The organism is Terriglobus albidus (genome assembly GCF_025685425.1).
Classification (GTDB): domain Bacteria; phylum Acidobacteriota; class Terriglobia; order Terriglobales; family Acidobacteriaceae; genus Terriglobus; species Terriglobus albidus.
On the sequence record NZ_JAGTAS010000024.1, the window covers coordinates 83,199 to 108,257 of the forward strand.

Annotated in this window: 22 protein-coding genes; 19 read left to right on the plus strand and 3 right to left on the minus strand. The window is 55.6% G+C overall.

Features of this window, described 5'->3' with window-relative positions; all coding sequences use genetic code 11:
• Nucleotides 1-167: 167 nt before the first annotated feature.
• The 15 genes from OHL21_RS03615 (at nt 168) to OHL21_RS03685 (ending at nt 17,271) form a co-directional block, all read left to right on the plus strand.
• Complete coding sequence (locus OHL21_RS03615) at nt 168-629, plus strand: DUF4126 family protein (RefSeq protein ID WP_263415877.1); 462 nt, start codon at nt 168-170, stop codon at nt 627-629.
• Nucleotides 630-773: 144 nt separating this feature from the next.
• Nucleotides 774-2,726, plus strand: coding sequence for a peptidylprolyl isomerase (locus tag OHL21_RS24425; protein ID WP_399257182.1), 1,953 nt, complete (start codon nt 774-776; stop codon nt 2,724-2,726).
• A gap of 114 nt (nt 2,727-2,840) precedes the next feature.
• Nucleotides 2,841-4,397, plus strand: a complete 1,557-nt coding sequence (malQ, locus tag OHL21_RS03630) for a 4-alpha-glucanotransferase (RefSeq protein WP_317889957.1) — start codon at nt 2,841-2,843, stop codon at nt 4,395-4,397.
• Between the two features lie 41 nt (nt 4,398-4,438).
• Complete coding sequence (locus OHL21_RS03635) at nt 4,439-4,621, plus strand: hypothetical protein (protein WP_263415879.1); 183 nt, start codon at nt 4,439-4,441, stop codon at nt 4,619-4,621.
• The gene (locus OHL21_RS03640; RefSeq protein WP_263415880.1) at nt 4,622-5,140 is read left to right on the plus strand and encodes a 3-hydroxyacyl-CoA dehydrogenase NAD-binding domain-containing protein; all 519 of its coding nucleotides are present in this window, start codon (nt 4,622-4,624) and stop codon (nt 5,138-5,140) included.
• A gap of 66 nt (nt 5,141-5,206) precedes the next feature.
• Nucleotides 5,207-6,457 carry an ABC transporter permease gene (locus OHL21_RS03645; protein WP_263415881.1) on the plus strand — a complete coding sequence of 417 codons (1,251 nt, stop codon included), beginning with the start codon at nt 5,207-5,209 and terminating at the stop codon, nt 6,455-6,457.
• 2 nt (nt 6,458-6,459) lie between these two features.
• Complete coding sequence (locus tag OHL21_RS03650; RefSeq protein ID WP_263415882.1) at nt 6,460-7,698, plus strand: ABC transporter permease; 1,239 nt, start codon at nt 6,460-6,462, stop codon at nt 7,696-7,698.
• A 444-nt stretch (nt 7,699-8,142) separates the two neighbouring features.
• Nucleotides 8,143-8,655: a hypothetical protein gene (locus OHL21_RS03655; RefSeq protein WP_263415883.1), complete on the plus strand. Its 513-nt coding sequence runs from the start codon at nt 8,143-8,145 to the stop codon at nt 8,653-8,655.
• Nucleotides 8,656-8,673: 18 nt separating this feature from the next.
• Nucleotides 8,674-9,039: a hypothetical protein gene (locus OHL21_RS03660; protein ID WP_263415884.1), complete on the plus strand. Its 366-nt coding sequence runs from the start codon at nt 8,674-8,676 to the stop codon at nt 9,037-9,039.
• A 266-nt stretch (nt 9,040-9,305) separates the two neighbouring features.
• On the plus strand, nt 9,306-14,651 hold the full coding sequence (locus tag OHL21_RS03665; protein WP_263415885.1) for an RHS repeat-associated core domain-containing protein: 5,346 nt from the start codon (nt 9,306-9,308) through the stop codon (nt 14,649-14,651).
• The gene (locus OHL21_RS03670; RefSeq protein WP_263415886.1) at nt 14,648-15,382 is read left to right on the plus strand and encodes a DUF4262 domain-containing protein; all 735 of its coding nucleotides are present in this window, start codon (nt 14,648-14,650) and stop codon (nt 15,380-15,382) included. Before OHL21_RS03665 ends, OHL21_RS03670 begins: the two co-directional genes overlap by 4 nt.
• Before the next feature lie 155 nt (nt 15,383-15,537).
• Entirely contained in the window at nt 15,538-16,302 is a 765-nt protein-coding gene (locus tag OHL21_RS03675; RefSeq protein ID WP_263415887.1) for an RHS repeat-associated core domain-containing protein, read from the plus strand.
• Entirely contained in the window at nt 16,299-16,688 is a 390-nt protein-coding gene (locus OHL21_RS03680; RefSeq protein WP_263415888.1) for a hypothetical protein, read from the plus strand. The genes OHL21_RS03675 and OHL21_RS03680 overlap by 4 nt, the downstream gene beginning before the upstream one ends.
• A 9-nt stretch (nt 16,689-16,697) precedes the next feature.
• Nucleotides 16,698-16,865, plus strand: a complete 168-nt coding sequence (locus OHL21_RS24430; RefSeq protein WP_399257192.1) for a polymorphic toxin type 8 domain-containing protein — start codon at nt 16,698-16,700, stop codon at nt 16,863-16,865.
• Complete coding sequence (locus OHL21_RS03685; RefSeq protein WP_263415889.1) at nt 16,792-17,271, plus strand: DUF2750 domain-containing protein; 480 nt, start codon at nt 16,792-16,794, stop codon at nt 17,269-17,271. The genes OHL21_RS24430 and OHL21_RS03685 overlap by 74 nt, the downstream gene beginning before the upstream one ends.
• A 305-nt stretch (nt 17,272-17,576) precedes the next feature.
• On the opposite strand, the gene OHL21_RS03690 is transcribed toward OHL21_RS03685, so the two are convergent.
• On the minus strand, nt 17,577-17,984 hold the full coding sequence (locus tag OHL21_RS03690) for a hypothetical protein (RefSeq protein ID WP_263415890.1): 408 nt from the start codon (nt 17,982-17,984) through the stop codon (nt 17,577-17,579).
• On the opposite strand from OHL21_RS03690, the gene OHL21_RS24435 reads away from it, so the two are divergent.
• From OHL21_RS24435 to OHL21_RS03695, 4 genes are all read left to right on the plus strand, one after another.
• Nucleotides 17,949-18,554: a transposase gene (locus OHL21_RS24435; protein ID WP_399257197.1), complete on the plus strand. Its 606-nt coding sequence runs from the start codon at nt 17,949-17,951 to the stop codon at nt 18,552-18,554. The two genes, OHL21_RS03690 and OHL21_RS24435, sit on opposite strands and share 36 nt — an antisense overlap.
• Before the next feature lie 428 nt (nt 18,555-18,982).
• Nucleotides 18,983-19,429, plus strand: a complete 447-nt coding sequence (locus tag OHL21_RS24440; protein WP_399257200.1) for a DUF416 family protein — start codon at nt 18,983-18,985, stop codon at nt 19,427-19,429.
• A 113-nt stretch (nt 19,430-19,542) separates the two neighbouring features.
• Nucleotides 19,543-19,815 carry a transposase gene (locus OHL21_RS24445; RefSeq protein WP_399257203.1) on the plus strand — a complete coding sequence of 91 codons (273 nt, stop codon included), beginning with the start codon at nt 19,543-19,545 and terminating at the stop codon, nt 19,813-19,815.
• A gap of 172 nt (nt 19,816-19,987) precedes the next feature.
• Nucleotides 19,988-21,403 (plus strand): Kelch repeat-containing protein, encoded by a 1,416-nt coding sequence (locus OHL21_RS03695; RefSeq protein WP_263415891.1) that lies wholly within the window; start codon nt 19,988-19,990, stop codon nt 21,401-21,403.
• A 295-nt stretch (nt 21,404-21,698) separates the two neighbouring features.
• Here the strand turns inward: OHL21_RS03695 and OHL21_RS03700 are convergent, their stop codons facing one another.
• On the minus strand, nt 21,699-23,657 hold the full coding sequence (locus OHL21_RS03700) for a M1 family aminopeptidase (RefSeq protein WP_263415892.1): 1,959 nt from the start codon (nt 23,655-23,657) through the stop codon (nt 21,699-21,701).
• Nucleotides 23,658-23,700: 43 nt separating this feature from the next.
• Nucleotides 23,701-25,017: a lipid-A-disaccharide synthase gene (locus tag OHL21_RS03705; protein ID WP_263415893.1), complete on the minus strand. Its 1,317-nt coding sequence runs from the start codon at nt 25,015-25,017 to the stop codon at nt 23,701-23,703.
• Between the last annotated feature and the right edge of the window lie 42 nt (nt 25,018-25,059).

The following is a 25,059-nucleotide window of genomic DNA, read 5'->3' on the forward strand; positions in this document are numbered from 1 at the left end:
AAATTCGTTTAGAGAGCTTGTCAGGAATGATGGCCTAGCGTTGCGAGGGGACACCCCGGCGCCGGAATTGTGTAAAGAACGGCTTGCATGGTTAATAGATCGGTGGCGTAATTCGGCAGCGCGCCGAGGTGTCGGGGTATGTTGACTGAGGACCTAACGGAGGGGACATGCTCCTGCTGCAAGTGTTTGGGATTGGAATCGTTGCCGGCATGCGCACCATAATGCCGCTGCTAATGCTGAGTTGGGCGGCGCGGCTTGGCGTGCTGCATCTGGAGCACACCAGCCTGGCGTTTCTCGGGGCGGCGTGGGCGCCTTGGGTTTGTTCGGCCGCAGGAATTGCCGAGCTGGTTGTGGATAAGCTTCCCTTTACCCCCAGCCGCAAGACAGCGCCGCAATTTGGCGCGCGGATCGTCACCGGGACCTTCGGCGGTATGGTGCTGGGAGTGGCGGGAGGTTCTCTCGCCCTGGGAATCTGCGGGGGAGTCGCGGGCGCAATTGTCGGTACGCTCTTCTGGGCATGGGCTCGAGGAAAAATGGCCGAGGTCTACGGCAAGGATATGCCGGCTGCGCTGACCGAAGACGTGGCGGCAATTGTTCTGGGGCTGGTAACCACCGGCCTGTTGTACTGAAATGGGCTGCTCCGGAAGGGCGTCTTTTCCTGATTTATACTTGTAGCTTGCCCTGCCAAATGCCGACTGACGGCGCGTAGCAAATTCCGGGCAATGCGCCTCAGACGAGAGGCCGCGTGTGAAGTGAAGGTTTAGTCGCCAAGCATGATCCGCATTCTTCAAAAAGACAATCGCCTCACGAAAGCTCTCTTCGCCGTTATCATCGGCGCTGCCGTTGTCACCATGGTCATTACGCTGGTCCCTGGCATCTTTGACAACGATGCGACTACCAGCGGGATCTATGCCAGTGTCCGTCGGCCGGGAGTCCTTGGCCGCTTTGGCCAGGCGGAAGACATCCCCACCACCCAAGTGAACGCGATCGCGGAGCGTCAGCTTCAGGCGCAGCGCCTGCCGGATTTCGCTCTGCCGTTCATGGCGCAGCGTGTTGCTCAGGGCCTGATTCAGCGTGCGGTTCTGAAGCAGGAAGCGGCCCGGCTGCATCTGGAAGTAACCGAGGCCGATGTCCGCAACGAGCTTCGCACCCGCTATGCCCAGATCTTCTTCCCGGGCGGCAACTTTATCGGGGAAGAGAAGTACAAGCAGCTCATCACGTCGCAGGGCATCTCCGTCCAGGACTTCGAGAAGGATGTGCGCGACAGTCTGCTGCTGGATCGCCTGCAGTCGACGATCACCGGCGGCGTGACCGTAAGCGACAATGCGGTTCGTGAGGCATATCGCAAGCAGGGTCTGAAGGTGAAGTTCGACTACGCGTTGATCAGCGCCGACGATATTAAGAAGAGCCTGAACCCTACCGATGCGGAGCTTGAGGCCTTCTTCAAGACCAACGCCGCTCGCTATGCCACTGCCGTTCCTGAGGCTCGCAAGCTGAGCTATGTCGCGTTCGACGTGTCGAACCTTCCGGGCGGACGTCCGGAGATCTCCGACGCCGATATCCAGAACTACTACAACCAGCACCTGGCCGAGTACAAGGTTGAGCCGCAGGTGAAGGTACGTCACATTCTTATCTCGGTTCCTCCTGGCGCCGATGCCAAGACCGATGCCGCTGCCAAGGCCAAGGCCGAGAGCCTGCAGAAGCAGGTGAAGGCCGGCGCTGACTTTGCCAAGCTGGCGAAGGAAAACTCTGACGATCCGGGCAGCAAGGAACGCGGCGGCGACCTGGGCATGGTTCGCAAGGGACAGATGGTGCCCGAGTTCGAGAAGCAGTCGTTCTCTACGCCCGTCGGCCAGACCTCGGATGTCTTCAAGACGCAGTTCGGCTATCACTTCCTGCAGGTGACTGAGAAGCAGGACGAGCGCACCAAGCCGCTGGCCGAGGTAAAGGACACCATTCGTCCAATCCTGGAGCAGCAGAAGGTGGGCGGCGCCATGCAGAACTTTGCCAACCAGCTTGCGGCGGAAGCTGCCAAGCAGGGACTGGCTGGTGCTGCTGCGGCACATGGTCTCAAAGTTCAAACGACCGATTACCTGACGGCCGACGGTGTGATCGCCGGAGTTCCGGATGGTTCGTCGATGCTGAGCAAGGCCTTTTCTACCAACAAGGGCGCTGCTCCTGTTTCCGTGGCGACCGGCGAAGGTTTCGCCGTCTTCCAGGTTGACGATATCCGTGCGGCACATGCACCCACGTTCGCCGACTGGAAGTCGCACGTCGCCGATGACTACAAGGCAGATAAGGTTCCGCAGTTACTGAACGCGAAGCTGAAGGCTCTGGCCGATCGCGCCAAGCTGCTGAACGATCTGAAGAAGGCCGCGGCGGAGGAGAAGGTCACGGTCAAGACCAGCGATCTGGTGGATGCGACCGGGAGCGTTCCGGACGTCGGTAGCATGAGCGGACCCGCTTCGGCGGCATTCGATCTGCCAAAGGGCGGCATCTCCGGCCCTATCAACACCGGCGCCAACGGCATTGTGCTGGCTGTGGTTGAGAAGCAGGAGCCCACGGCGGAGGAGATTGCCAAGAACTTCTCCCGCACCCGCGACGCCATGCTGAACCAGCAGCGCCAAGAGGTCTTCTCGGTCTACGTCACCAAGCTGGTGGAAGACTATGAGAAGGCCGGCGCCATCAAGCTGAATAAACAGGCGGCTCAGACCGGACTTCAGTAAACCAATCGCAATCTTTAACTATCCGAATGGCCGGGAATTCCCCGGCCATTCGCTTTTGTTTGGGATTTCATCCGATAAGGCGTCATCATGAAAAGGGGGAGCATCTGATTGAGCGTGGATAGGTCTCGTAGAGTTTCAGGAATTCTTCTTCATCTCACGTCGCTTCCGTCGCTGGGTGGTATCGGTGACATGGGCCCTGCTGCCTTTGCCTTCGTTGATTTTCTGCACAGTGCGAAGCAGCGGTTATGGCAGGTGTTGCCGCTCAGCCCGGTTGGCTATGGCAATTCTCCCTATGCGGCCCTGTCTGCCTTCGCGGGAAATCCGCTGCTGATCAGCCTGGAGAAGCTGGCTGACGGCGGCTGGTTACCGCACGAGCGGCTGCAGGGATTACCCCCCGCGCAGGGACCAGTGAACTTCGCCGCGGCCTCAGAAAAGTTTGCCTTGCTGGTGGAAGCCGCGCAGAACTTTCTGGACGCTCCCAAAGGGGATGAGTGGCAACGTTTTGAGTATTTTTGCGAAGAGCATCGGAGCTGGCTCAATGACTGGGTGATGTATGCCGTTCTGCGCCGCCGGTTTGGCTATGCCTGCTGGTGTGACTGGCCCAGGGAGTTTGCGACCCGGCAGCCGGAGGCTCTTGAAAGCCTGCTTCGTGAGAGCAGGCGAGAACTGGCAATCGAGCAGGTTATCCAGTTTTTCTTTGCGGTGCAGTGGGGAGAACTGCTCGCCTACTGCCATGCACGCGATGTGAAGGTGATGGGAGATGTCGCCATCTTCGTGAACTACGACAGCGCCGATGTCTGGACCCACCCCGATCAGTTCTCCCTCGACGCCGACCTCAGACCGGTGGAGGTGGCCGGTGTTCCTCCGGACTATTTCTCTGAGACGGGGCAGAAGTGGGGCAATCCGCTCTACAACTGGGAGGCGATGCGGCAGGATGGTTTCTCCTGGTGGGTCGCCCGGGTGCGTCGTTCCATGCAGCTCTATGACCTGATCCGGCTGGACCATTTCCGCGGATTCGAGGCCTACTGGGCGGTTCCTGCAGCAGATGAAACGGCAATCAACGGGCAGTGGGTCAAGGCTCCCGGCGAGGCATTGTTTGCCACATTGCGCCATGAGTTGGGCATGCTTCCGTTCGTTGCGGAGGACCTCGGGTTGATTACCCCGGAGGTTGAGGCGCTGCGCATGAAGTTCGAGATGCCGGGAATGAAGATTCTGCAGTTCGGCTTCGGTGATCGCGGAGCCCATAGCTACCTGCCCCACCTGTACGAAGAGAATGCGGTCGTCTATACGGGGACGCACGACAACAATACGACGCTGGGTTGGTGGGTTGAAAACACGAGCGAAGCAGAGCGCCGCAACGTGCAAACCTATTTTGGAACCTTTACGCATGAGGCCCAGGTGGTGTGGGCCATGATTCGGGCGGCAGAGGCATCCGTGGCGCGCGTCTGCATCCTTCCCCTGCAGGATGTATTGCACCTGGGCAGCAGTGCCAGGATGAACACACCGGCCCTGCCGGACGGCAACTGGAGCTGGCGGTATGAGCCCGATGCACTGCATCCAGACTTTGCCTCTCAACTTGCCGCGCTGATGGAGATGACGGATCGCGACGGCTGGGTCGATCCAGCTCTTGAAGCTCTTGGTCCACCGGAAGAGCAAGGCACCGAGGATTGACGTATTCTGGTGGAGAAAGATTCACCAGGAGAAGTGACCTTATGCCGCTGTCCGGCGAAGCCATCCGCACGATGAACTATGTCGACGATATTGCTGTTACCTTGCGCCGGATTCTGGCTGTGCTGCCGACGCTGAACGCCGAAGAACGGCAGCGTCTGCTGGACCACGTCGCCAAGTCGGAGCCGAGCTTCGAATCCGTTCTGGCCGCCATCAAGGCAAAGTAAGTGCAGCCATTGCGCGTTGCCGTCATCGGTGCCGGCCGGCTGGGCCCCAGCTTTGCCCTGGAGTGTGCCCGGGCCGGTTTTTCCACGGTGCTTGAAGACGTAATGCCTCACAAGCTGCGCCGCGCCGGGGAGCAGATCGAGCAGGCAGGTCTTGATGTCGAGCTGGCCAACACGGTTGAGGCGGCGGTGCGCGAGGCCGATATTGCCATCGATTTTGTCCCCGACGAGTTGGAGTCGAAGCTCGAGATCTTCTCGCTGATCGACCGCATGGCTCCCCCGAAAACCATCATCTGTACGCCCACTGACGCGCTCAGCATCACCGATCTGGCAAGCTGCACCTACCGTTCCGAACGCTGTGCCGCACTTCGTGGCCTGGCGGAGAAAGACGTTACTCTCGTTCGAGGAGAAGCTTCGTCTAATGAAACGGTTGCGGTTGTAATCCGCCTTCTGGAGAGCCTTGGCCGGTCGGTTTGCGTCGAAGCGGACACCATGGCCCCCATGCTGACGAAGAATCTGTAACTTGCGGTCTAAAGCTACGGAACTCTGGGACCCGTCTTTGCGTAGATCAGGATATTCGTCCTTCGTATGGGTTTCTTCGGTGATATCGTCGGTCAAGTCTTCCGTGCCATCTGGGCGCATAAGCTGCGCTCATTCCTGACGATGTTCGGTATCGCCTGGGGCGTGGCGTCCCTGCTGCTGCTTATCGGCATGGGCGAGGGATTCCGGTCCGGACAGCAGCGGCAACTGAGGAGCCTGGGAGAGAACATCATCATGATGTGGGGAGGCACCATGCTCTCCAATCAGGGCACTCTCCGTCCCTACCAGTTGACTGTCGCCGATGAGGCGGAGATTCGCACCCAGGCGCCGGATGTTGCCAATGTTACCGGGTTTATTCAGCGCGGTGATCTGAAACAGCAGAGCCAGTATCAGAGCGCCGGCGGCGCCGTGATGGGTATTGAAGCCAACTATCACACCGTGCGCAACCTGCCGCTCGGCAAAGGCCGCTACCTGAATGATCAGGACATCAAAGAGCGTCGCATGGTCGCCATCATCGGCAAAAAGAGTGAGACGCTCCTCTTTCCGAACGGCGGCAATGGCCTGGGAGAGTTCATCACCATCAATGGATACCGCTTTCAGGTGATCGGTGTAGCGCAGTGGATCGGCCGCGGCAATCGCGACTTCGACAATCAGAAGGTCTATATCCCGCTGAGCGTGATGCAGGACATCTTCCCCATCAAGGGCAATAACATCGCCCAGGGCGCGCTCACCTCCATTCAGTATCAGCCGATCGATCCCACACATAACGCGCTGGCGAAGGATGAAGTCCACAAGATCGTCGCCGAGAACCATAACTTCGACCCCGGTGATCTGGAGTCGATCGAAGAGTGGGACACCATCAAGAGTCAGCAGACGGTTGGAAAGATCTTTACCGCGATGGATGTCTTTCTCGGTGGCGTGGGCATCGTGACGCTTGCGCTCGGCGCTGTCGGCATCGTGAACATCATGCTGGTGACGGTCTCGGAACGTACACGTGAGATCGGTCTGCTGAAAGCACTGGGAGCCACTCGAACCAGCATCCTGGGACAGATCATGTTGGAGGGGCTGGTGCTGACCGGCGTCAGCGGTTTCGTGGGGATATCCGCGGCTGCGATCTTCATGGCCGTACTGCATGCACTGATGGGCAACAACCAGATCGGCTTTGATCCGCCCAGAATCGTGCCGTGGTCGGCTGCTCTTGCGATGGGAACACTGACGCTCTGCGGTCTGCTCGCCTGCTTTTATCCTGCGCGTCAGGCGGCGATGCTGGAGCCGGTGGAAGCCCTGAGAAAGGATTAGCCATGTTGAAGGACATCTTCGGACAGGCCATTGAAGCCATGCGCCACAACCTGCGGCGCACGATGATTACTATCATCGGCATGGCATGGGGTATCGCCACCGTTGTTCTGCTGCTGGCCTACGGCAATGGCTTCGGTAAGGCGATTGAGGCGATCTTCTCGCAGTGGGGAACGAATCTGCTGGGAGCCTTTCCCGGAAAGACCAGCGAACAGGTAGGCGGCTCCAAGGCGGGCGTCATTATCAAGTTCACCCTGGATGACGTTGAGCACATCATGGAGACGGTTCCGGGGATTCAGCACGCGACGCCGGTTCTATGGAAGCAGGTGCCAGTGAAGAATGATCTTCATATCTTCACCTGGGAGACTGACGGCGTGATGCCGGAGATCGCTGATGTGCAGAAGTGGTCGATCGGTCAGGGCCGCTTCATCTCCGCCGAAGACGTGAACTCGCGAGCGCATGTGGCTGTGATCGGTCCTGAGGCGAAAGATAAGCTCTTTGGCGGAGCAGATGCACTGGGTCAGACCATCCGCGTGAACGGTATTGCGTTTCAGGTCGTGGGTATTCTGAAGCCGAAGATGCAGGAGGGCGACGACAACGTCAACCGCATCATTAATATTCCGTACTCGACGATGTCCGATATCAAGGACATCAAGTATCCAGACGGCATCTGGATGAGCTACCAGGGCAACCATACCCAGATCGCGCAGGCAGTCCGCAAGGCGCTGGCACAGACTCACCACTTCAAACCGACGGACAAGACCGCTGTCTTTACCGCCGACATCATGGAGCAACTCGCGCAGTTCCGGATCATTACGATTGCGCTGCAGGTGCTGCTTATGTTCATTGGTGCATTGACGCTCGGTATCGCCGGCATCGGCCTGATGAACATCATGCTGGTGAGCGTGCAGCAGCGGACGAAAGAGATCGGTGTCGAGAAGGCTCTTGGCGCGCGGCGTAAAGACATTCTCTTCCAGTTCCTCTCTGAGGCAATGGTCATCACGGGGATCGGCGGTCTGGGTGGAATGCTGCTGGCCTGGCTGGTAAGCGTCTTCGCCGGACGCATCACCTTCTACAGCGCGATTGCCAAGGGCGGGGAAGCGGCGGATATTCGCCTGATCCTCTCGCCTACGATTGTGATTGTCTCGACCACGATCCTCATCGTGGTGGGTCTGGTCAGCGGAATGGTGCCGGCGCTGAAGGCTTCACGATTGAATCCGATCGATGCTCTGAGGTACGAGTAGGCTTGACAGACGATATGTACTTGGGATTCCGTCGACTATCCCATCACATTTGAATCCTTGTCTTTGTTACCAGTGTGCACGAAAGTAGGGCACACAGTTGACAATCCACAGGCAGAGACGAGAGCCTAACGCCACAACATAAAAATAGAACCAAGTGTTTTCTTTTTTCCCAGGTCCTGCTCGTCTGGAGGACTGTTCTTGATCTGCCTAAATCTTCGTCTTCTCATCGGACGCTTAGTTCCGATGCGTCTATGTGCTACTTTTGCTCTCGGACTTGTGTCGGCGACGGTTCCCGCGCGCGGTCGGTCGCTCTTTCTTCAAAGCTCGACCACAATTCAACCTTCTGGAATAGCGTCATTGGGTGAGAGCTATGGTTGCTCTGTGAATGCTGTGTCGTCACTTCAAAGAGTTGGCTGGATTGGTTCAAGGAAAAACGCCCTTCATTTGACCGGATCGTTGATCCATGCTCCCGGAAGTCAAGGAGAGACCCAAAGCAAAATCGAAGTCTGGGCCGATGGTGGCGGCGGCTATCGAAGTGAAGTTCGAAGTGGTGGAGAGGCTCGGCTTACACTCGCATCCAATGGCCGCGGTCTGAAGAAGAATTCTTCTACTGACAAGTCGACGAAAGTCAGTCCGCAGACGGCTCAGTCAGCGCAGCAGTGGATTGCTCCGTGGCTATTGCTGGAAGGGCAGCTATCGAATCATCGCTGTGTACAAGCAAAGAGCGAGGGAGCAGCGAGCCTGGGTCTCCTTGGATATCGTTTCGAGCCGGATACGTCTCAGGAGAAAACGAGACCACTCTACGATACGACGTTTACTCTCTGGATCAAGAGTTCGTCAGGTCTGCCAGATCACATCGAGTTTTTCCTCCCAGCGTCTGACAATCCGTCCGCCGGGAGTCGACTGCATGGAACGGCACTACCTGCGGCGGCGACTACGCCGAATCGGTCGATGTGACCGGTGATCGCAAGCGATATGAAGCCGGAGACGTCCTGGTCATCGACGCGGACTCGCCAGACAAGTTCCTCCAGTCCAACGAACCTTACTCCAGATTCGTCGCGGGGAATCTACTCCACCCGGCGAGGCCTGACCGGCAGAAGAGAGGGAAGAGCCAAGACCGGCGAAGAGGTTCCGATGGCCATGCTCGGCATCGTGCCTACGAAGGTAAGCGCAGAGAACGGAGCGATCCGCCCAGGAGACCTTCTGGTCTCCTCCGCTACTGAAGGCTACGCCATGAAGGGGACCGACGCCACCAGAATGATGGGCGCAGTGATCGGAAAAGCAATGGGACGTTTAGACAAGGGAACCGGGACGATTGAGGTCTTGGTGTCGCTGCAATAGCGGGGAGATCGCGGATGAAAGTGCAGATTAGGGCGGATCGAAATCAAAGATTTACTAATGCGGAGCGTCTGAACGTGAAAAGTTTTACAGGTATCCAACAGTTGGGGAAGACTATTGTCTTCGCAATTCTGTTCGTGTCTCTTTGCATATTGCCTTCGTGTGTAGAGGCACAAAGCACACCGCAGACACCTTTTGTCTTACCTCCCGCAAGTACTACGGGCATTCCCGAAGGAAGTTCCTTTGAGGGGATCAACGAAACGATTAGCATGAGCAATGGCAACGTTTCCGTTGTTGTTCCTCTACTGTCTCTTCCTGGAGTTGCCGGGCTTGATTTCAAGCTGAATTTGCTGATCGACAGCAAGGTCTACACGTTCACTGGTGATCACCCGCCCAAGTACGATAACTCTACCGGCACGACCGTTTACTCTCCGCCAGGCTTCTATCCCTCGAACAGCCTACCTCAGGTCCCGTTTGCTGGAGGTAGGCTTTCGTTGCCTGGGCTTTCATATGGCAGGAGCGACTACTCCTATTATGAAGATGACCCGCTCCATTCTGGCTCAGGCTCGTACAGTTCGGTAAGTTGCAGGGATAGCTTCACTTTTTCCGATCAAAACGGAACGATGCACGGCTTCAATAATCGCACGGTGTGTGATCCATTCACAACTCCGCAGTACCCTCCCGTCGATGTCGACGACACGTACGATGGCTCGTTCATGCGGTTGAATACGGCAAACCTGAATGATGTCATCGTGTATGACAAGAGTGGTATTCAGTATCACTTTGATATTCACCCTGGAGGTCAGGATTCAGGAAGTCCGGTTGTTCCTTATAAGATCAACGATCCAAACGGAAATGCAATATCGATTACGCGTAGTGGTTCTTGGCCCGGATATATCTATACGGTTACAGATACCGTTGGGCGGACGATAACTATTGCCCCAACATCCATTTCGTTCAAGGACTCGGACGGTCAATCACGTCAGATCACTGCTTCGAATGTCACGGATGGCACGAATCAGATTTCAATGCTCTTCACTTCAATGAACAGCTCTGATCGGATTTTTCTGTGGGGAAACGATCAACCTGCTCTTAAGGGAGGACCCGATACTCATTCGACGCTTACATTTCCAACCGGCGAGATGTATACCTTCTATTATGATGCACTCAACGAATTGACGAAAGTTCAGTATCCGTCGGGTGGCTACACCCGATATGTGTATCAGAATGTGCCCGGTCTCTATTATGACTCTAATTTTTCAGTCTTTGGCGATGTGCGAGAGATTCAGCAAAGAGCTATATGCGATAACATGGCGAGCAATGGATCCTGTGTTAACAGTGAAGCGATAACCACCTATGAGGCGACCACAACGAATAGTGGAGGCTATGTCTCAGCTTCCAATCTCGCCATGGATGTGCGGGACGCCTTTGGAAATAGGACGCATTATGATTTCAGCTTCGCAGGCGAATTTGAAATGCCGATGGGGACTGCGTCAAAAGAGCTATGGCGTTATTACTACAAAGGGGAAAATAGTCTCCTCCGCACTGTTCAGACTGAATATTATGTTGAGAATGTTGCACCCGCCTATCAGATACGAGGTTGTTCGCAGCCTAAAAAGGTGACCACAACATATAACGATACGACACCAACACTACAAAGCTATGTCGAATATCAGTACGATTCAGTTACCTTGACGGGACCGTTTGGCGGGCAGTGCGGCTCTACCGCGACCCTGTCTGGCAATGTAATCAGTAAAAAAGAGCACGCTTATAACGGAGATTTGGTGAGGACCACCAATACCAGTTGGCTCAATTCTGATCCAAGCACGAGCGGCAATCATATCTTGGATAGGATGACAGGCCAAAGTGTGACTGATGCCGCGGCATTTACGGCGACTCGGAGTTGGGGATATGACGGTGCAGGAAACCTCACAAGCCAGACCGTCGGTGGTACCGCGATGAGTGATGCGACGACGAGTTTCGTGCGGGATTCGTATGGAAGAATGACTTCTTCTACAGATCCGAATAATCACACAACGACATATAAATACGACGCGCCGTGGCAAGACTCTGCCTGTGGAACCTCAAGTAGCCTTTCTCCATCGCCTTCCTCGGTGAAGAATGCTCTTAATCAGGTTGTCTCTTCGCTCTACAACATATGCACCGGTACAGTCTATTCAACGACTGATGCGAACAACCAGGAGACGAGGTTCCAATATGATGCTCTGAACCGCCAGACTCATATCACGTATCCGGCTGGAGGGGGAGAGGTTAAGAAGACTTATGATCCCTCCACGGGAACTGCGATTACAACTCAGACTGCCCTCGACGCAAATCGATGGATCACCCTGAAGGAGATCCATGATGGGGTGGGACGTACTATCCAGCAACAGAACGGCACTTTGGATTCGGGAATCATTACCGTGACGACTACGTATGATTTGAGGGGACAGATCCGCTCCGTAAGCAATCCCTCTCAATCGATTGTAGGTTCGAGCAATGGGTTGACTGAGTATGCATACGATCCACTGGGGCGTGTGCAATATACGTGCTTTATCCAAAGCACGGTACCGGCAACATGTAATAGTTCTCAACCGAGCTATAAAGAAAACGCTTATAGCGGTCCCTATGTGGAAATTTACGACGAGTCCCGTAAACATACCAAGCAGTTGGCTGACGCACTTGGTCGTACGATCAGGGTGTGGGAGGTAGACGATGCGGATTCGTTTGCTCTTGAGACAGACTACGACTACAACGCCCTGAATTTGTTGACGTCAGTTAGTCAAATAGGCAGGAGCGGCAATGTCCCAAGAAACAGAGCATTCAGCTACAATGGTCGGGGCCAGCTGCTTACGAGCAATAATCCGGAGACGGGCATTGTTTGCTATGGTGAATGGGATGGGACGGGTCGCTGCACCAATGGATATGATGACAATGGCAACCTTAACCATAAAACGGATGCCCGGGGTGTTAAGACCAACTACTTCTACGACGCGTTGAACCGTCTGATCCGGAGAGAGTACACGGACGGAACGCCATGGGCATACTTCTATTACGATCAGAGCTCAACCTGGGCGGGAGCTCCTTCGAATGGCATCGGTCGCCTAACCGAGACGCAGATCGGAGCCATTCACCAGATCGACCGGGTTTTTTCCTACGACGCGATGGGCCGCGTAACGGATGTTGGAGAAGAACTCCCATCCGATCTGAACCAACCTGGACATGGCATTCATTACCGCTATGATCTTGCAGGCGATCCGATAACGATCGGCTATCCCAGCGGCCGCGTTGTCTCCCAGAGCTTCGATGTGGTAGGCAGGTTGAAGTCGGCGACGATGACGGGCTGGGCTGCAAACGCGGTCAACTTCAACTCCTTCTCACCCACGAATGTGGCCTTCCCCTACACCTATGTTCAGGGAGACTGCTCCAGCGGCACCTCGATCTGTTATACGCCCGCAGGCTCGGTCAGCTCCTGGAAGGTTGGCAACGCCGGTCAAAGCTTCACCTATAACAACCGGCTGCAGACAACACGTATCCAGGCCTCCGGTTTCAGCCAGAACCTCATGGACCGGCAGTACAGCTTCGCTCCGGCGACGACGGGCACCTGTATGACAGCCGGGAATAACGGCAACATCTGGTCGATTGTGGATGGCCTTAACTCTTACCACACGCAGACCTTCCAATATGACTGTCTCAACCGGCTGACCTACGCCAGCCGCTCCGATGGCGCATTTACGACGAACTTCTCCATCGATAGTTTCGGCAACAGCTCTCCTTCGGTGAACGGAACACCGACGATGACCTTTGGCAGCGACAACCGGGCCAACAATCTTCCCTGCGCTTCCACGCAGACAGCCTTCGATGCTGCCGGCAATCAACTGTGCGACGGGTTAGCCGCCTGGGGCACGTTGCATCAGTACAGCTATGATGCCGAGAGCCGGGTCTCGCAGATCAACTCCGGCAGCACCTCTCTGGCAGCGTATCAGTACGATACGGAAGGGAATCGCGTTCACAAGGATGCCGGCGGTGATTGGATCGAGTATGTCTATATGAACGGGCAGCCGCTGTCGGAGAAGCGCAGTGATGGCTCCTGGTCGGACTACATCTATGCCAACGGCAAGAAGGTAGCCAAGGCGGATACCTTCGAGAACGAGATCCAGGTGGGTGGAGACTTCGATCCCCATGGCGTTTCCTGGATCGGTATGACGCTTCCGATCTCGATTCCTGGAGGAACTAACCCTAACACCGGGCAGCCGTACGCCGTTATCCGTACCGGCGACCGTTTGGTCTGGCAGCAGGAACAGTTCAATGCCCGCGGCGGGATGTGCCTCTTCGATTCCAATGGAAATTCCACGAGTTGGGCCTTGCATGCACAGGATGGCGACCTGACCAATAGCTGGCACGATACCTCGGGCGCCTGGCTTACCCGTGTTGTCCCGCTCGATTCCTGGGCTGGGCACACTCTTACGGGAGCCTGCGTGGTGGTAGACGGAGAGACGAATTCCATAACCAATGGAAGCCGATCGATCGTCCTGGTCAACAATGCGGCCATCTTGCGGGCAGATGGAAGTGTGTTGCCGATCTACCAGAGTGGCCAAGGGCAGCCGGGCTGGCAGATTTGGCAGGGTGTGCAGTCGGGAAATGCAATTACCAATAACTTTTGGAATATCCGACACTTGCAGGGCTTCAACACGGCGACCTATCCAAGCGTCTCGACCACGCACTACCTGGCCGATCATCTTGGGTCAACCAGCATGGCGCTGACCGTGGAAGGCTGGCCAACGCAGACGTCGGAATTTCAACCCTATGGGCAGGAGATCAACCCGGTAGCGTCGGCCAATCACTACAAGTTCACCGGCAAAGAAAGAGATACTGAAAGCGGCTTAGACTACTTCGGGGCTCGGTACTACAGCTCGACGATGGGACGGTGGCTGAGCCCGGATTGGGCGGAGAAGCCGGAGGCTGTACCGTACTCCTCACTTGATAATCCTCAGAGCCTCAATCTCTACGGCTATGTCGGCAATAATCCACTCGGCAAGGCTGATGCAGATGGGCATTGCTGGCCAGCATGCGTTGAACAGGTACTCGAATATGTAGCTGAGTCGCCAGTGGGACAAGAAGCAGGTGCATTAGCGACTGCTGGTTATGTTGCAGTGTCAGGAGCCTTGGGGGCGGCAGTAGGTTATATGGCCACACATGGCGTAAGCGGACCTGTTGCGGGAATACCGAACTCTGTTAATGGACAATACACGCCGGCGACAATCTACAATGCGAATGGAAATTCTTCGTCTAGCGCATCGACAGGCGAGAAAACAGGAAACTCTACTGGACCTAGCCAAGCTGGCAATCTTCCCAAACCACCAACAGGCAAGGGATCCGTTCCACCAGACCAACGTGATCCGAAGCGTACTTGGACGAAGGCGGAAAATAATAAGAAGCTGGCTGAACAAGGCGGCAAATGTGCGCAATGCCAGAACGACATAAAACCTGGGGAAGGTGTGGGGCATCATGTCGAAAGACATGCGGACGGCCATCCGACTGACGACGCAAATCATGCCGTGGTCTGCATCGGGTGCCATAAAGAACTGCATGGAAGCGGAGGAAGCAGCCAATGAAGGATCAAGACGCGCGAATAATTGCAATAAAGCGAATTGAGGAAAACATCGCTAGGCATGGGCATCATACCTATCTTGTCGCAGGGGCTCCTCTTCCGCATTTTGCGTATACAATCGGGCTCAGTCCTAAGTTTGGCGCTGAACTAATTTTCGCCGGGGGATATTTCTATCCAGCTGAAGCTGGACCCCGCATCTTGGATGCGATGGTGGTTAATATCTCCGCTAATGGCTTAGAGCCGGGAGTTGATACGCACCTGCCGCCATATGGTTCGTTCTCACTGCGAGCGGTGCATTCTACGTGGTCAGAAATGATGATCTTAGGTGCACTGGACTATTATCGGGTAGCAAGCTTACCTGCGTTTCAAGTTGTTCCGGATGCAGAGCACCGGACGGTCGATGTACCAAACATGAGGGAGCCATGGAATCCGAGGATGGCCCTTGCTTGGCGTTGGTTGAAGGAGTCCTGGGACAAGCCAATACCTGCCAAATCCGTTGCGCTCACAAATATTGAGGCCCTACGCGGACAACGTATTACGGAGGCAGCGCGTTGGGAAGAGGACGAATGGGAACTCTTTGCCGGTGCAGGGCCCGACGTGCAAGAGCAAGATCGACGTGTAGTGCCAATCGGGATATTGTTAGAGTCTGACCCAACCCTCGCTCCAGTTGTTGATCTTTCTGTTTCTAAGGCGCTTTGGCGCGATACAGAATCGGATTGGCATCCGTGGGGATGATGTTTGCTAACGGTTGTAGACCGTTCTATGTCTACGACGTATGCTCCAGGAACGACCATTGAGAACGTCATAGAAGACCTTCATCGCTCCATCTCGTTGAAATAATTCAGACGAATGATCTTTGAACGATGCCTATGAAGGTACGACAGGCTTGAGTGCAAGTTCACCGGCAAAGAAAAAGAGATGCGGAGAGCGGCTTGGACTATTTCGGGGCCAGATACTATGGTTCCTCAATGGGCCGCTTTATGTCGCCCGATCCAAAGGCTGCAAGTGCTCATCCTGAGAACCCTCAAACCTGGAATCGCTATTCGTACGCATGGAATAACCCTCTAAACAAAGTTGATCCTGATGGCAAAGAACCCGTAACCATCGTGTTTAGGGCTTTCATTCCGCAACAAAATGTCGGTGGCTTCCGTGGAGATAACCGGAGCTTTAGTTCGAATGCGAATGCAAGCTCACGTGTGTCCGTTACCATCCATATCGAGACTGATCCAGCGAAGAATCACGGTAATCCAATGGTTGGAAGCCCAGAGATAAAAGTGCAAGCGACCCACAACAACCTTACGGGGGGCGAGAAGACGTCCACAGGGCCAATGACGCCACAAGTGACGGCTACCCAAGGTAAAGACGGAACTGTCTCTGTGAACGTTCAGGAAAACATGCGAAATCCGTACCAGCCTGTAGGTCAAGGGATAACCTCAAACGTGAATATCAATGTCAATGAAAGCGCGACAACTGGTTCAGTACAAGGGACGATCTCCGGCTCGCCTTCGTTCGAGACAAACTTCACGACCGGGAATGGGACCACAACCAATCTTCCTTTGCAGACGGCTCCGCAGAGCACCGTCGGCTTCATCGTAGGCTTAGAACAAACACACAATGTGGATAAGAAGACCGATCTGAAAAAGGACCCCCAATGAAAAGTCTGTCGATCTATCTGCTGCTTCTGGGTATCATCTGGGCGCTACTTGTTGGCTGGATGTATTTAGCGCTGAGCGGCATCGCGGAGCCAATCTCAATGATGAGAGTAGTCCTCTACTTTGGGGGAATGCTCATCGGCCCTCTTGTTCTGATCGTGGGATCGGTTCTTGTGTTGTGTGGAACGTATGCAAAACCGGGAGCACTGCTGGCGTTGCTTGGCTGCGTGGTGCTGACGATCTTCGTGGTATATCAGAGCCTTCAGGCTCTCCATGTGGAACCACTACAAGTGCAGCCGCCCTATCTCCTCTATGTGATAGCGGTGGTCGTGGCGTTGCTGTCAGATGCGGGAGCGTTCCGGCTCTATCAACTCGTTACGAAACGATGACTTGCGGCTATGACACAAGCTCATACAGTTATGACGCACTCATCGGCAAGTTCACCGGCAAAGAACTTAGCGCACCGGAGAGGTAAGGAAGCACGAAAAGGCTATGACTATAGCCATAGTGACCTTCAGGATAAGGACTTACACGACACGCAACATCGTCTCGAAAAACAACAATAGAACCGATATGTACAAGCTCAACGATAAGCATTTACGGGGTGTCCTTGAGATGGCTGGCCCAGAACGTTATAGCTATTTCATCAAGAGGGTAGCTGACTGGCAATTTATCTATGCTCTCGAATCGCCTTCGGGCTGGGCTCTCGCAGGTGATGAAACTAGTTTCAGTATTTTGCCTGTTTGGCCACATAAGCGATTCGCCGAAATCTGCATCAAGGGTGATTGGTCTGATTGCGTTGTAACTCAGATACCCTTGTCCGAATGGATGCCGAAGATGACTCAGATGCTTGAAGCAAAGCAGATCAAGGTCGCTGTCTTTCCGCTACCTGATGGGCGCGGTGTGGTAGTCGAGTCTGGGCGTCTCTCTGCAGACATCAGTGAAGAGTTAGCAAAGGTAGAAGACGGCTAGTTGGTGTCCACTGAGCTAGCTGAGCCGCCGCAAGGCATCGCATCTTCCATAGAGATCATCGCTGCTCCAAGGGCCGTGCTTAGCGCAACGGGGTGTAGTTCCGACACTCCACTCACGGGAGGGAACTGCGAAACCTGGGGGAAACCTGGGAACCTGGGGACAGACGGAACGTAAACCCATCTCACTGGCGGCAGTACTTCACTACCGTTTACGTTCCGTCTGTCCACAGATTCCAATTCAGCGCGAGAACGGCATGCTCGAGTGAGTTTGATCGCTGAGAGGCTAGGGTGAGCCTGCACATCTCCTTATAGAGCGGGTTTTGACACAAGAATCACCGCGGACCTGGAACTGGCGAAGTAGCTCGGTGTTGTGATCGCTACCTCTGTCCCTGGTGCCGCGCTCGTATTGGGTGACGGCAGAACAGTGTCGGCGAAGCGGAACCACTGTCTTCCCGAAAGCTGCGGCAGTTGGAAGGGAAGTGCCGCGAACTCCATGCTGAAGATTTGCGTGGATATGCTCCACACCCGTACGGGAAACCTGGGGACAGACGGGACGTAACCAGGTAACTTGTAGCGATGGGACGACTTGCACGAGTAATTGCAGTAGGAGAGCCGCATCACGTAACGCAGCGTGGCAACGCGAGACGGTACATTCTGGAGCGCGACGAAGATCGGGCCGTGTACCTGGTATTGCTGCAGGAAAACATGCAGCAATACCAAGTGTCTCTCCTTGGATATTGTCTGATGTCCAATCATGTCCATCTTGTGATGGTTCCCTGCGAGGCAGATAGCCTGGCATTTACGTTGAAGCACACGCACGGCCGGTATGCCGGATATTGGAATGCTAAGCACGGATCGAGCGGGCATGTATGGCAGGGGAGGTACTACTCCTGTCCGTTGGACCGGCCGCATCTGTGGAAGGCATTGCGCTACACAGAGCTGAACCCACTGCGGGCGGGTTTGACCGCAAAAGCAGAGGATTGGCCCTGGTCCAGTGCCGGCGTGCACTGTGGGGTGACGGCAGGTGACCAATCGCTATCCATGGAACTCTGGACTGCAAATTGGAATAGATCGAGTTGGAAAGAGTATCTCGCAGAGAAAGAAACGGAAGAAGAGCTTCGCGCCAATCGGCAGTCGACTCATAGTGGGAGGCCCTTGGGTGACGAGAGCTTTGTTCGTGACCTGGAGGAAGCGACCGAACGATCGTTATCTCCACAAAGAGGAGGCCGTCCTGCAAAAGCAACCGGAAATTCTGAGCAGGCTCAGCTGACTTTCGAAATCTAACTGGAACGCTATCTGCTTGGGAACGTCCCGTCTGTCCCCAGGTTTCTATTGGGTTAGATCAATATGTCCCCCGAATTCACCCAACCCGGAGAAGTTGCCGTCAAAGGAGCACGTGGGGCGCATGCTGAGGTAAACGTTCTGAATGCTGCAAAGAAGAATGGCCAGACCCGTAACTCAATAGCTCCTAGCAGGCCAGCGTGCCCATCCTGCACGACGACAATGAAGCAACACAATGTTAGGATTGTTGACCCAAAATGAATATCGAAATTGTAAAAACTGAAGGTAACAAAAACATCCCATTTATTCAATGGCTAGAACGTCTCGGAGATTTGCTGTCCACGCTGGATAGAAGCAAGAATATTCTTTTTTTGAGATCGTGTTGTGAGCGTCTCTATGGGAAACTATCTTGAGTTCCAATCCGAAACAGGATGGGGCAGTGCAGATACTTGTGTAGAGCTATCGGATATCTGATTCCGCAATCGCCGGTAGAAGAGAATTTGATTTATGAACTACAAGCCGCCGTAACTAGCATAACGCCTAATTCGGAGGATTTTGATTCTTCTTACACTTCGGCAGCTCTCGATGCCGCAAATGCAGTAGAGGAAGCGTTGGCATATTGCCTTGATGGGAATGTCTCGCATTGCCTGCAGGTAGCCTGTTTATGTCGTGATTCCATATACATGTTTGTGCAACAGAGGGATGATTTGGACTACACAGATGAGGATGAGCGTCGAATTTACTCAGACAGTCTGATGTCTCGAGAGCTAGCTCATGATGTCAGATCACTTCAGACCTCGGGCCAAGAAATACCGGACCGGTTTCTGCATCTTTTTGCAGACTGCTGTAATCCAGCTAATGCTAGTCTCCGAACCTGAACTGTAACAGGTCCCCCGAGGCCCGCCTTTGAACCTCGGATAATTGTCTGGAACCCTGCATTGAGCCGTGGAAACCCGGGGACAGACGGGACGTAACCCGATAATTTGTAGCGATGGGACAATTTGCACAACGAGGCAACGCCAGACGATACATACTGAACGATGACGCCGACCGAGCTGTGTATCTGAAGCTGTTGTCAGAGAATATGCAGCAATACGGAACGTCTTTGCTGGGATATTGCCTGATGTCCAATCACGTTCACCTGGTAATGGTTCCTGACGAAGCGAGAAGTTTGGCGATTATTTTGAAGCATACACGTGGCCGGTACGCGTCATACTGGAACGCGAACATGGTTCGAGCGGCCATGCCTAGTGCATTGGGGTAGGTGGCGGTCCCTAAGAGGACGCCGTCTTCAGTAGGATGGCCGATATGGCTCGGCCTATGAGAGCTTTCGGGATCGATACATCACCCGGCTCTTGAGCGCTTAAAGCTTGGGAACTTCATGTCTGTTTCGTTCGTATTCTTTCGCTGGTTGTTATCCCAATAAGAGAAGATCGATGATTCGGAAGACCATTGCCTCATGCATTGCGGCACTTATTTTCAGCCAGGTACTTGGATGTGGGGGACGGGGATCGCAGAATACGCCCGTTCCTGCTATCTCTGTGACACTTTCTCCTGCGAGCGCAACTCTCTTTCTGCGCGGAACGCAGACATTCACCGCAAGCGTTACAGGTGCGAGCGATCAACGAGTTGTCTTTGAAGTGACTGGAGGAGGAAGTACGACAACGAGCGGTGTCTATACCGCTCCTGATCGTCCGGGTGATTACAAAATTCGTGCATGGAGCGTCGCTGATGAAACCAAGTACGCACAGGCCTCTATTCATGTTGAGGGTTATCGCGAGCGCATCTCGGACATCGGAACTACCAATGATGGCTATGACCGGCATACGGCGAATCTGGTGCCCGATGGCAGGGTGTTGATAGCAGGCGGTTATGGGTCGCGCGGACTTCATACAAGAGCAGACATCTATGTGCCTGGGCAGGTAGGAGTCATAGCCGGGCCAGACCTTGTGGTTCCCCGGCAAGCTCATGCGTCCGTGGATTTATCCGATGGCAGGATTTTGTTGACCGGTGGATTTGCTGTATCCACATCGGCAAACTTCTATGACCCGGTCTTTAAGAGCTCGGAGATCTATGATCCGGTCAGCAATCGCTTTATCGCCGGACCGGAGATGCAATGGGCGCGGCGCGAGCATACGATGACTCGCCTTACCGACGGCCGTGTTCTTGTCGTAGGTGGCATCAGTCTTCATGGCCATGGATTCTCTGCGAATCCGCAAGCAGAGATTTACTCGCCATCGACAAACCGGTTTGAGCTCGCGGGACGGAACATTGATCCTCGATGGATGCACACGGCAACCCGCTTACCAGATGGCAGAGTATTGGTGGCCGGCGGGCGTCCGAACAATTGCATCGTCGTGTGTTCTGTCGATGGATTGAAAAGTGCCGAAATCTTCGATCCTTCAACAGGACAATGGAGTGCGACCGGATCCATGAATATCAGCCGATATGGTCATTCCGCAGCATTGATGGCGGATGGAAGGGTGCTGATTCTCGGCGGTGAGACCACGGAAACAGTTGGAGCAGGCGATCAGGTGCTGGACGTAGAAATCTACGACCCGGCAACGGGAAAGTTCACGCTTGCAGGCCGACTGATTGATGGCCGCAGCTTTCATGCTTTGACGGAACTACATGATGGGCGCTATCTGCTGGCGGGCGGCAATAAACTTTCCAACACCCCTCTCTATACAACAGAAATTTATGACCCGGAGAAGGGCAAAAGTACTCCTGGACCAGAGATGAGAGATTTTCGTGTCAGGGCACGTTCCGTGAAGCTGGTAAGCGGGAAGGTACTGGTGATTGGCGGGCATAACTCAGGCCAACCCGTCGCTCCGCTGGATCTGTTCGAGTGAAGTATCGATCCCGTAGGAAGAAGGTGCTTTCGCCAATGCGGACGCACCTCCTTAATTCGGTTGGTTAACGTTCGCGGACTTAGTCATATCGCCCATTCTTCGCGGCGCAGACGCGAAGGGGAGTCCCCGCGTATGGAAGAGTATCGGTAGAGAAGCAGATTTCTCCGCTATCGGTTCACCCAGCCAGCGAAGCTGGCCGGGACCCCGAACGCTGCGAAATGACAAAAGGGCAATGCAGAACCTGAAAGGTTGCGTTTCCCAGCTCTAGCTCTATGTCAACGCGGCCCAAGCTAAGCTACTCGTCCGTCTTCTCTCGCTTGTAGGGCGAAGCCATCCGTGCGCGAGCTTCATTGATGGCGCCCTGGGTATTGTCGTTGGTCTGGATGGCGAGGCGGTACTCGTTGACGGCGCGGTCGCGCTGACCGGTGACGTCGAAGATGTTGCCCAGCTTGATGTGGCTCCAGACCTCGGTCCATTTGGGATCACCGTCTCCGCGCAATGCGTCGCGGAAGGCGTTTGCCGCCGACTGATAATTCTTCTGCAGGAAGAAGATCTCGGCGATGCGGTAGTTGGCGAGGGAGGAGTTCTTGTTCGCGTCCAGCGCCTTCTGATACTCGTTCAGCGCGGCGATCAGGTCACCCTGGGCAGCCTGCTGCTGACCACGCAGAACAGCGACGCGGACTGCAAGGTCAGGCGTAGACTTCAACACCCAGTTGTCCGGATCGATGGTGACGCGGCGCGGACGGCCGAAGGTCTCGACTGTGTACTGCGATTCGGAGCCGGAGACGTCGATGCGGCGAATCTCTGTCTTACCGTCGGTCTCGATGCGCAGCTCTACGGGCATGCGGAAGAGATCGAGGTCCTGGGTGATCTGGCCGATCGTGCGGAAGCCTTTCGAGCTGCCAAGACGGAAGACGGTGTACTTGTTCTGGAAGGCAGGCGCGCCGGTGCCGTCGATCCACTGCGCGAAGAAGGCTTCCAGCGTGGTGGCCTGCGGGTTCATCTTTTCAGCCAGGCTTTGCAGATCGCTCGACCGGACACTCTTGTCGGTATAGACCGAGAGCAGGTTGCGCAGAAACTTGATGAAGTTGTCGTTGCCGATCTCCCAGCGCAACATGTGATAGACCATGGCGCCCTTCTCGAGCGACATGGACTGGAACTGGGGCGAGAAGGGGTCCAGGCGGCCGATGGACGAGATGGGCACCGTGTCATAGGCCAGCGCGCCGGCGGAGATATCGGGGATAGCGCTCTGCAGCGAGTTCTTACCGTTCGCGTCCTCCATATACATCAGCTCCGCATACCGGGACATACCATTGGTGACCCAGGCATCGTTCAGCGTCGCGGGGGAGATCTCGGATCCCCACCACTGGCGTGCCAGGGTATTGGCGAGCAGCCGATAGCTATTGCGGTCGGGCCAGCGGCTTCCGGCGACGGCGGCGATCTCCGGTCCCCAGGTGGAGCTGACAGCATCGTCGGGAAGTTCCACCAGGTTCACGCGAGTCGACTCGGGCTGGCCAAAGGTGGAGCTCATGAACTCGAACTCCTTGGCGGCCGTTTCGCCATAGCCGGCAGCATCTCCAGTGTGCTTTTCCGTGGTGTAGGTGCGGATGTTGCCGACGGTCTTTTCGGTGAACTTGCCGGCGATCACGGTTCCAGGAAGGCCGGGCTTGGTCCAGTTGAAGTCAAACTGGGTCTTGCCGCCGGCAATGTCCTTATGACCGCCGGCTCCACTGGCGATTACGGTCTCGCCCTTAGGGACGACGACGTGCATCTCGGCGGTAAAGCGATCGGTATAGAGGCCGCTCATGGGGAACCAGCGGCCGGGATAGAGCAGGATCGAGACGGGGTCCGCGACCGCGGCCATCTTAATCCCTTCTACCGGGCTTGTATCGGCGTCCTTCAGGACACCTGCGTACTCGAACGTGTAGGTCGCGGTCTCGCCCTTGGCCAACGGCTTGGCGGGGGTGATATGGACGGTCGAGTCGGTCGCGACGCGGTCGGCCGAGAGGGTCGCTCCGGCGCCGTCGGTCAGCTTGGTGATCTTGAGGCCGTTATTCAGCTCCAGCGTGACGCTGGAGAGGTCCTCCAGGGCAGTAAAGGTGACCTTCGCCGTCGCCGTTAACTCGTTCTTTGAAGGATCGAGATCGGCAGTGATGACGTACCCGGTGACATCGACCGTGGGACGGAGGGGAGCAGCATAAGCGCTGACGGAAATCGCAGCAAGAGCAAGCAGATAGCGGACGCGGCCGGACATTCTCTTCGATATCCTCTGGGGAGATGGTACTCCCATCAGTCGGTTAGACGCAGGTTTCTCCAAGTAGTTGGAGTACCGCTGTCTTTACCCGGGTGATGGCGGTTTCTCCCGGTTTCCCGGGTTCAAGTTGGAGCCGCAGAGCATGCAGGTCCTGACGGACTGCGGCGAGTTTTGCCGGATCGGCCAGCCAGCTTCGCAGGAGATCGGCGAGCTTTTCCGGGGTGAAGTTCTCCTGCAGCAGCTCTGGAACGATTCTGCGGCCGGCGATCAGGTTGGCCATGGCGATCGGCAGATTGCCATGCTCGTCCATAGGGGCGGGAATCTCGGGCGGATACGAGACCAGCCTCTTGGCCAGCCGGAAGGTCAAGGGAGAGACCTTATAGACCACGACAAATGGATTGCCGATTACGGCTGCCTGTACGGTTGCGGTGCCGCTGGCAACGACGCCGACCGTGGCATGGTACAAGGCTTCGCGCGCGTCGGAGACCAAGACAGGACGGACGGTGGGCTGAGGCAGGGAGGAGATGGTTTCGCGGATGACCTCTGGATTCAGGGTCGATGCGACCGGAAGCAGGAACTCGTAGCATGAGCGGCCCAGCATCCCTTTAGAAGAGGTGACATGGAAGGTCGCCATCACGACAGATTCTCTCCGCGGTTCCAGCATCTCGGGAGGAACGGCAGGATTCAGGGAAAGCTGTTTGGCGGCCTCCAGCATGGTGGGTAAGTTTGCCTGGATCTCTTTCCGGCGGCTGCCGGGCAGGAGGGCGATCCAGATCTTGTTGGGGTTCAGGCCGTATCGTGCAGCGAACTCCTCGCGTCTGGAGGAGGGACGTGGAAGCTCAGCGAGCGGATGCCCGACGAACTCCGCATCGACGCCACGCGCCTGATAGAAGGGCTGCTCGAAGGGGAAGATGACCATCATCTTCGAGACCCGTTCCTGCACCCAGCGCAGGCGACGCTTCTTCCAGGCCCAGAGCTGCGGGCTGACAAAGTAGACGACCGGTACACCCTGACGATGGAGTTCCTTGGCAAGGCGGAAGTTGACGTCCGGGAAGTCGATCAGCACGGCTACGTCCGGCTTCCGTTCGCGGATGGCCCGGATCAACCGGCGGTAGCTGGCATAGATCTTCGGGATATGCCGCAGGATCTCGGTAATGCCCATATGGGCGACATCTTCGGCACGTACCACGCGCTGTTGTCCGGCGGCCTCCATCTCCAGGCCGCCCAGGCCGAGGAATGTGGCCTGGGGCAATTCAGCCTTGAGGGCTGTAATGAGCTGCGCGCCGTAATGGTCTCCGCTGGCTTCTCCGGCAGAGACAAAGATCGTCGGGTTGGAGTTGTCAGGGATGGGACTTGGCACCGATGCTTCCAGCGTACTAGGGTAAAGCGTTGGCGGCCAGCA

What these genes read in the sequence shown, in the direction of transcription:
- OHL21_RS03615 (WP_263415877.1), top strand. Translation starts at nt 168, where the DNA reads ATGCTCCTGCTGCAAGTGTTTGGGATTGGAATCGTTGCCGGCATGCGC.
- OHL21_RS24425 (WP_399257182.1), top strand. Translation starts at nt 774, where the DNA reads ATGATCCGCATTCTTCAAAAAGACAATCGCCTCACGAAAGCTCTCTTC.
- OHL21_RS03635 (WP_263415879.1), top strand. Translation starts at nt 4,439, where the DNA reads ATGCCGCTGTCCGGCGAAGCCATCCGCACGATGAACTATGTCGACGAT.
- OHL21_RS03645 (WP_263415881.1), top strand. Translation starts at nt 5,207, where the DNA reads ATGGGTTTCTTCGGTGATATCGTCGGTCAAGTCTTCCGTGCCATCTGG.
- OHL21_RS03650 (WP_263415882.1), top strand. Translation starts at nt 6,460, where the DNA reads ATGTTGAAGGACATCTTCGGACAGGCCATTGAAGCCATGCGCCACAAC.
- OHL21_RS03660 (WP_263415884.1), top strand. Translation starts at nt 8,674, where the DNA reads ATGAAGCCGGAGACGTCCTGGTCATCGACGCGGACTCGCCAGACAAGT.
- OHL21_RS03665 (WP_263415885.1), top strand. Translation starts at nt 9,306, where the DNA reads ATGAGCAATGGCAACGTTTCCGTTGTTGTTCCTCTACTGTCTCTTCCT.
- OHL21_RS03670 (WP_263415886.1), top strand. Translation starts at nt 14,648, where the DNA reads ATGAAGGATCAAGACGCGCGAATAATTGCAATAAAGCGAATTGAGGAA.
- OHL21_RS03680 (WP_263415888.1), top strand. Translation starts at nt 16,299, where the DNA reads ATGAAAAGTCTGTCGATCTATCTGCTGCTTCTGGGTATCATCTGGGCG.
- OHL21_RS24430 (WP_399257192.1), top strand. Translation starts at nt 16,698, where the DNA reads ATGACACAAGCTCATACAGTTATGACGCACTCATCGGCAAGTTCACCG.
- OHL21_RS03685 (WP_263415889.1), top strand. Translation starts at nt 16,792, where the DNA reads ATGACTATAGCCATAGTGACCTTCAGGATAAGGACTTACACGACACGC.
- OHL21_RS24440 (WP_399257200.1), top strand. Translation starts at nt 18,983, where the DNA reads ATGGGGCAGTGCAGATACTTGTGTAGAGCTATCGGATATCTGATTCCG.
- OHL21_RS24445 (WP_399257203.1), top strand. Translation starts at nt 19,543, where the DNA reads ATGGGACAATTTGCACAACGAGGCAACGCCAGACGATACATACTGAAC.
- OHL21_RS03695 (WP_263415891.1), top strand. Translation starts at nt 19,988, where the DNA reads ATGATTCGGAAGACCATTGCCTCATGCATTGCGGCACTTATTTTCAGC.
- OHL21_RS03700 (WP_263415892.1), bottom strand. Translation starts at nt 23,657, where the DNA reads ATGTCCGGCCGCGTCCGCTATCTGCTTGCTCTTGCTGCGATTTCCGTC.